Annotated in this window: 5 protein-coding genes and 1 pseudogene; all 6 read left to right on the top strand. The window is 64.9% G+C overall.

Annotation, left to right across the window (positions count from 1 at the left end):
- Positions 1–916: pseudogene (locus tag EWM57_RS21275) on the top strand (hypothetical protein); the annotation flags it as partial.
- Positions 917–1,250: 334 nt separating this feature from the next.
- On the top strand, positions 1,251–2,366 hold the full coding sequence (gene gmd, locus EWM57_RS20395; RefSeq protein WP_129923152.1) for a GDP-mannose 4,6-dehydratase: 1,116 nt from the start codon (positions 1,251–1,253) through the stop codon (positions 2,364–2,366).
- A gap of 113 nt (positions 2,367–2,479) precedes the next feature.
- Positions 2,480–3,445 carry a GDP-L-fucose synthase family protein gene (locus EWM57_RS20390; protein WP_129923151.1) on the top strand — a complete coding sequence of 322 codons (966 nt, stop codon included), beginning with the start codon at positions 2,480–2,482 and terminating at the stop codon, positions 3,443–3,445.
- A 44-nt stretch (positions 3,446–3,489) separates the two neighbouring features.
- Positions 3,490–4,731 (top strand): glycosyltransferase family 61 protein, encoded by a 1,242-nt coding sequence (locus EWM57_RS20385; protein ID WP_129923150.1) that lies wholly within the window; start codon positions 3,490–3,492, stop codon positions 4,729–4,731.
- 51 nt (positions 4,732–4,782) lie between these two features.
- Positions 4,783–6,030 carry a glycosyltransferase family 61 protein gene (locus EWM57_RS20380; protein WP_129923149.1) on the top strand — a complete coding sequence of 416 codons (1,248 nt, stop codon included), beginning with the start codon at positions 4,783–4,785 and terminating at the stop codon, positions 6,028–6,030.
- Between the two features lie 51 nt (positions 6,031–6,081).
- Positions 6,082–7,104: a glycosyltransferase family 2 protein gene (locus EWM57_RS20375; protein WP_129923148.1), complete on the top strand. Its 1,023-nt coding sequence runs from the start codon at positions 6,082–6,084 to the stop codon at positions 7,102–7,104.
- Positions 7,105–7,730 lie beyond the last annotated feature (626 nt).

Genomic DNA, 7,730 nt, shown 5'->3' with positions numbered 1-7,730 from the left:
AGTGGATTTCTTCAACGGCACAACCAAGCTCGGCGAAGACACCTCGGCTCCTTACGCCCTGAGCTTCACGCCTACCGCCGCCGGCACGCTGAGCCTGACGGCCCGCGCCACCGATAATGCCGGTGCCATCACCAACTCGGCCGCCAAGAGCGTAACCGTATCGGGCACCACGGCTACGGCCAGCACGTTCTACCGCGCCATCAACCTGAACGGCTCGGCCACGACCCTCGACGGCAACGCCTGGCAGGGTAGCACGGCCGCCAACTACTCGACCAACGCCATGAGCTTCGCCAACCAGACTATCACGCTGAACCCGGCCACCGATGCGGCCCGCGCCCAGATGATTCGCTCGTCGGTGTACAGCCCCGCGCTGAGCTTCCAGATGACCTCGGTACCGAACGGCTCGTACGAAGTGTATGCCTACGTTTGGGAAGACAACAGCCCCGAAACCTTCAGCGTGGCCGTGAACGGCCAGACGGTGCAGAGCAACATCAACAGCGGCTCGGCCGGTAGCTGGAAAAAGCTCGGTCCGTACGCGGCCAACGTGACCAACGGCACTATCAGCCTGACGACCACCGGCGGCTACGTGAACCTGTCGGGTGTGGAAGTATGGCGCAAGGCGACGGGCACTGCCTTCAACCTGCCCCAGGCTACCTTCCCCACCAACGTTGGTCAGTCGACGGCCCGCGTAGCTTCGCCCGCCAGCTTCCAGGCCGGCGGCGAGCTGAACCTGACGAGCGTAGCGGCTTCCCTGGCAACGCTGCCCGAAGCCGTAGTACTGCCGCAGTCTGAGGTAGCGCTGCTGCCCCGCACGGCCACGCCAGCCGCCCCAGCGGGCACACCGGTTGCTGCCGCCGACCGGCGGATGGCAGCGGTGGCTGCCGCCGCCAATCAGGCTGACCCCGCAACTGCCTAAGCGCAGCCCGGCCCCCGGGTCCGGACTTCAACAAATGCCTGCTCCCCCAAGGAGCAGGCTTTTTTGCGTTCTATACTTTGGTGCTCATACCGTTACGGCTACTAGCAGCGGCCGGCCCGCAGCCAAGCAGTCAGATGGTGAGCAATGGAGGGCGAGAGGTGTCGAAACGGGCCCAACGCATCAAAAGCGCGTTAATTCAATTTTTTATTCAAATAGGTAAATTATTTTACCAAGGCCGTTGCTATTGTAAATATTAATGCAATAATTTGTCAATAAAGTTCTACTACTGAACTTACCCTCGGGGAGGAACCTCATCTACTCAACTCCACTTTCTATGAAGCGCGCACTCATCACCGGTATCACGGGGCAAGACGGGGCTTATCTCGCCGAGTTGCTCTTGTCTAAAGGCTACGAAGTTCACGGCATCAAGCGCCGGTCCTCGCTGTTTAATACCGACCGGATCGACCACCTCTACCAGGACCTGCACGAGCAGCACGTACGCTTCCGCCTGCACTACGGCGACCTTTCCGACGCCACGAACCTGATCCGGATTGTGCAGGAAGTACAGCCCGACGAGATTTACAACCTCGGCGCCATGTCGCACGTGAAGGTTTCGTTCGATATGCCCGAGTACACCGCCGACGTCGATGGTGTGGGCACGCTCCGCCTGCTCGAGGCCGTCCGGATTCTGGGCCTGGCCGGCAAAACCCGCATCTACCAGGCTTCCACCTCCGAGCTCTACGGCCTGGTGCAGGAAGTGCCCCAGCGCGAGTCGACGCCGTTTTATCCCCGCTCGCCCTACGCCGTAGCCAAGCTGTACGCCTACTGGATTACGGTGAATTACCGCGAAGCCTACGGCCTCTACGCCTGCAACGGCATCCTGTTCAACCACGAGTCGCCGCGCCGGGGCGAGACCTTCGTGACCCGCAAAATCACCCGGGCCGCCGCCCGCATTGCCCTGGGCCTGCAAGACAAGCTCTACCTGGGCAACCTGGACGCCAAGCGCGACTGGGGCCACGCCAAGGACTACGTGGAAGCCATGTGGCGGATGCTGCAGCAGGACCAGCCCCGCGACTACGTTATTGCCACCGGCATCACCACCAAGGTGCGCGACTTTGTGCGGCTGGCGTTTGCTGAGCTCGGCATCGAGCTTACCTTCAGCGGCGAAGGCGTGCAGGAAGTCGGGCACGTGGTGGCCTGCCACAACCCCGACTACCAGCTGCCCACCGGCCAGGTGGTGGTGGCCGTCGACCCGGCCTACTTCCGGCCGACCGAAGTGGAGCTGCTCATCGGCGACCCCACCCGGGCCCAGACCGAGCTCGACTGGCACCCCACCTACGACCTGCCGGCTTTGGTCAGCGACATGGTGCAGCACGACGTGCGCCTGTTCCAGCGCGACGCCGTGCTCGTGGAAGCCGGCCACACGGTGCTCAGCTACCACGACGAATAAGCCGGGCCAACCCGCGCCGTTTTCTATTCTTATCGGGCTTTCCCCTTACCACCCGGGCCACCGCCGCGCCCGGTTCCCGCCCCCTGCAACTCGCCATTCACCTCTCTTTGTTTATGGAAAAAAATGCCAAAATCTACGTGGCGGGCCACCGTGGTATGGTCGGCGCAGCCCTGATGCGCAAGCTTCGCCACGCGGGTTATACGAATCTGCTCGTGCGCACCTCTGCCGAGCTGGACCTGCGCGACCAGGCCGCCGTGGCCGACTTCTTTGCCGAGGAAAAGCCCGACTACGTGCTGCTGGCCGCGGCCAAGGTGGGCGGTATTGTGGCCAACAACACTTACCGGGGCTCGTTTATCTACGAGAACCTGATGATCCAGACCAACGTGATTCACCAGAGCCACGTGCACGGGGTCAAGAAGCTCCTGTTTCTGGGTTCGTCGTGCATCTACCCGCGCCAGGCCCCCCAGCCGATCCGGGAAGACTACGTGCTGACCGGCCCGCTTGAGCACACCAACGAGCCCTACGCCGTGGCCAAAATTGCGGGCCTGAAAATGTGCGAGGCCTACCGCGCCCAGTACGGCGACAACTTCATTTCGGTGATGCCGGCCAACCTATACGGCCCCGGCGACAACTACGACCTGCACAGCTCCCACGCCCTGCCCGCGCTGCTGCGCAAGTTCAGCGAGGCCGCCGCCGAGGGCCACGACCGGGTGCAGGTCTGGGGCACGGGCACGCCGCGCCGGGAGTTTCTGCACGTCGACGACCTGGCCGACGCCTGCCTGCACCTGATGCTGCACTACAACTCGGCCGAGCCCATGAACATCGGCACCGGCCAGGACCTGACCATTCAGGAGCTTTCCGAGCTGATTGCCGAGCTGGTGGGCTTCCAGGGCGAAATCGTGTTTGACTTCTCGCGGCCCGACGGCACGATGCGCAAAGTTCTGGACGTAAGCCGTCTGCACGAGCTGGGCTGGCACCACCGCATCAAGCTCAAGGCGGGGCTGCAGGCCGTGCTGGCCTCCGAAGAGTGGCGGGCTGCCTCGCCGCGCTCCACGCTGGTGCCCCAGGCGGCCGAGTAGGCTCCCCGGGATTCTGCCCTTGTTTCATGCCTTGACCCTACGCTATGCTTGTGCCCGAACTGGTAACCAAAGGCCGCCGGTGGGTGAGCCGGCGGCTGCGCGAGCTGGTGCCGCGCCACGGCCGCTACCGGCCGGTGGGCGTGCATGCCGCCAGCCGGGCGCTGGCGGCCCGCACCGGCAGCGGCGCCCAGTACACTGAGCTGTACCCGGCCGCCACAACCCGTCTGAAAGTAACGGACTTACTCTACGCCCACACCACCGACTACGGCGGCCTGCATGCCAAGCCCAACCGCGTGGAGCATACCCCGGCCGCCTTCGTGCTGACCCTGGCGCAGGGCCGCCTGCTGGCCGACAACAGCCTGAGCGTGGCCGTCATCAGCGCCGACAACCACCTGGTGGGCGACGCCTCGTTTCAGTACGACGGCAAGCGCTCCGACTTGGCCCGGCCCGAGGACAACAACGTGTTCCAGCTGCGCTGGTTTGCCCCGCCCGCGCGGGTGGCGGGCACGGTGTGCAGCCTGCTTTCGGGCGGGGGCGCGGCCGTGGGCAACTACTACCCCTGGCTGATTGACTCCCTGCCCCGCCTGCACCTGGTCAAGGAAGCGGGCCTCTGGGATTCCATCGACTACTTTCTGATCTACGACCTGAACCGCCGCTTTGTGGTCGATTCGCTGCTGGCCCTGGGCATCCGGCGCGAGCAGTTGCTCGACGTGAGCACCCACCGCCACCTGGTGGCCGACCGGCTGATAGTCACGTCGCCGGTGCGCGGGCACGGCACGCACACCCCGGAATGGGCCGGAGCGTTTCTGCGGCAGGAGCTGGTGCCGGCCGCCGCCCCCGAGTCGTTCAGCCCGTTTGTGTACCTGAGCCGCCGCGACGCCCCGGCCCGGCACGTGCTCAACGAGGACGCGGTGGAGGAGCTGCTGCGGCCCTACGGCTTCCAGACCCACGTGTTGGGCGAGTACAGCCTGGCCCAGCAGATTGCCCTGTTTGCCGGCGCCCGGGTGGTGGTGGCCCCCACGGGCGCCGGCCTGGCCAACCTGGCCTTCGCCCCGCCCGGCACGGCCGTCATCGAGCTGTTTCCCAAGCATTTCACCGTCATCGAATATCCCGAGCTGTGCTACCGCCTCGGGCTGCCCCACCAGTTTCTGGTGTCGGAAGCGGCCAACGGGGAGCTGCACTCCCGGCGCGAAGGCTGGCGCGAAAACCTGACCGTGGATGTGCCCGCCCTGCGGCAGTGTCTGCAGCGGGCCCTGCACGGGTTGGCTGAGCCCCAGCCGCACTAGCCAAGCCGTCCTTTCCTGTCCCGACTTCCTTTCCCTCCTCGCCCGACTCTTATGCAAGATTTTCTCGCCCGCGTTCAGCGCCGCACCGGCCACGTGCTGCGGGAGCTGCTGCCCCGCAACGAGCAGTACCGGCCCACCGGCATTCATGCCAGCAGCCAGGCTCTGGCCGCTAAGCCCGGCAGCGGCGCCACCTACTCGGAAGTGTATCCGGCCTACGTTTCCCACCTCTCGATTCCGGCCGAGTTCAATACCCTGCGCCCGGCTTACTACGACCCCATTGCGGCCCGGGAAGACGTGCCAGCGGCTTTTGTGCTGACCCTGCCCGCCGGCCGCCTCAACGTGGACAACCGCAGCAGCGTCGCCATCATTGCCCAGGACAACCACCTCGTTGGGGATGCCTCGCTCCAGTACGCGGCCGGCAGCTTTGCCATGGCCGCCGCCGCGCACAACCCCGTGCTCCGGCAGCGCTACTTTCAGCATCCGGTCCAAATCAACGGAACAGTGTGCAGCCTGCTTTCGGGCGGGGGTGCGGCCATTGGCAACTACTACCACTGGCTGCTCGACTCCCTGCCCCGCCTGCATCTGGTGCAGGAAGCGGGCCTCTGGGACTCCATCGACTACTTTCTGATCTACGACCGGCGCCACCGCTTTGCCGTGGAGTCTTTGCTGGAGTTGGGCATCCGCGACGAGCAGATTATCGACGTGCAGCAGAACGCCCACCTCTGCGCCGACCAGCTGGTGGTGACTTCCCCGGTGCGGGGCGGCGGTCTGCACGCCCCCGAGTGGGTCGGCGAGTTTATGCAGCAGACCTACCTGCCTAACGTGGCCCCGGCGGGCCGCCCCGCCCGCCCGTTCAGCCCCTTCGTGTACGTGAGCCGCCGCGACGCCGCCTTCCGCCGGGTGCGCAACGAGGCCGAGGTGGAAGCCGTGCTGGCCGAGTACGGCTTTGTCAGCTACGCGCTGAGTGAGCTGAGCTTGCGCGAAAAAGCGGCCCTGTTTGCCGGGGCCCGCGTGGTGGTCGGGCCCGTCGGGGCGGGCTTGGTGAACATCCTGTTCTGCGCCCCGGGCACGGCGCTGGTCGAATTTCTGCCCCGCAACCTCGTGGTCGGCGACTACCTGGACCTGACCTCCCGCCTGCATATGTCCCACTACCCGCTCATTGGCCGCCGCGACGAGGCCTCCGCCCAAAAAGCCACCGCCGACCGGCAGGACGACCTGACCGTGGACCTTGCCGCCCTGCGCCAGGCCCTGCGGCTGGCCCTGCCCCAGCCCGAGCGGCAGCCCGCGGCCCTGGCCTGAGGGCCGCGCCTCCGTTTTCGTTGCTTCGCCGCCTTTCCCGCCTTTTCTGCCATGCCTTCCGTTCTGCTTTCTATCGTTACCTGGAACAGCGCCGCCGTCATCGAGCAGTGCCTGCACTCGGCTTTAACCCAAACCCACCCGGATTTCGAGGTCTGGGTCGTGGACAATGCCTCCGCCGACGACACCTGCGCCCGGGTGGCAGCCGTGGCGGCCACCGACCCGCGGGTGCAGCTGCACCGGCTGCCGCGCAACACCGGTTTCTGCGGCGGCCACAACTACGCCCTCGACCGCACCAGCTCCGAAGCCGTGCTGCTGGTCAACCCGGACGTGGTGATGCAGACCGACTACCTGGCGCTGGCCCTGCAGACCCTGCGCGCTGATGCCCGTGTGGGCACCGTGTGCGGGCTGCTGCTGCAAAGTGCCGACGCCAACCCACGCATCGACAGCACCGGCATGGAAGCCTTGCCCGATGGCCGGTTCCGGTTGCGGCAGCACGGGCAGCGGCTTCAAGACGCCGTACTCACCACCGGCCCGGTGGCCGGGGCCGACGGGGCGCTGCCTTTGTACCGGCGCACGTTTATCGACGACCTGCGGGTGGAAGGCCAGTTTTTCGATGAGCGGTTTTTTGCCCACAAGGAAGATTGGGACATTGCCTGGCGGGGCCGGCTTTTCGGCTGGCTTACCGTGTTCAACCCGGCTTGCCGGGCCGTGCACCCGCGCGAGTTCCGGCCCGCCGACCTGCGGCGGCGGCTGCAGTTGGGCGGCAACATCAAGGCTGATGCGGTAAAGAACCAATGGCTGCTGCTACTCAAGAATCCGCCGCGGCGGGAACTGCCCACTACCCTGCTGCGGGCCCTGCCCCGGCAACTCGGCATTCTGCTGTACTGCCTGCTGCTCGAGCGGCCTTCCCTGCGGGCCTACCGCTACGTGTGGCAGCACTGGGGCAGCATCCGGCAGGCCCGGCGCCTGATCCAAAGCCGGATTCAGCAGCGCGAGCAGGGCCAAGTGCCGCTAGCCTCCGATGCGCCAGCGCCGAAAGTCTCGCAGCCAACGCTGGCTACCAGCTTGCCGTAGCCTGGCCCTAACCTGCGGGGCCTGTTTGTCCGCCGGGCCACCCTCTACTTACTTAGCCCGGTCACGCCTCTAGCATGAGGCGTGACCGGGCTTTTCAGTGCCTATGCCCTGGGGTAAAGGCTGATTCTGAACCAGCCGCTCAGGCTTGTTGCCCCCTCTCTCCGACCATTTGACCATGTTGAAATATTCAGCTATTCAACTGAACAATTTATTTTAAAACACAATTTTAAATTAAAAATTTGCAATTGTATCATAATTCAATAGCTTTGGTAGGCAGACTATTTTCTTGGACTTTAAAGCTTCCTGATATGAATACGTCGTCTTCTCGTTCCCACGCCCTGCGTTATGTCCTTGGCTGTATGTGGGCCTTTTTGGCCTGCGGGCAGTTAATTTTTCCCAGTCCCAGCTTGGCCGCCGCCGCACCTTCCAAGGCAGGAAGTCACGGCGCTACTTACCTGCCTGCCGACTCCCGCAGCGGAGCACCGGCCCCGGCAGTAGTAGCGGGAGAAACTGTGACGAGCTTTACCTTGGTGAATGCCGACACCGACCAGGATATCCAGACTTTGGCCCCGGGTGCGGTTATCAACCTGAGCACGCTGCCCACGCGCAACCTGAACATCCGGGCC

Origin of the sequence: Hymenobacter persicinus (assembly GCF_004167665.1) — a bacterium.
Lineage (GTDB): Bacteria > Bacteroidota > Bacteroidia > Cytophagales > Hymenobacteraceae > Hymenobacter > Hymenobacter persicinus.
This window is presented reverse-complemented; position numbering and strand designations above follow the sequence as displayed.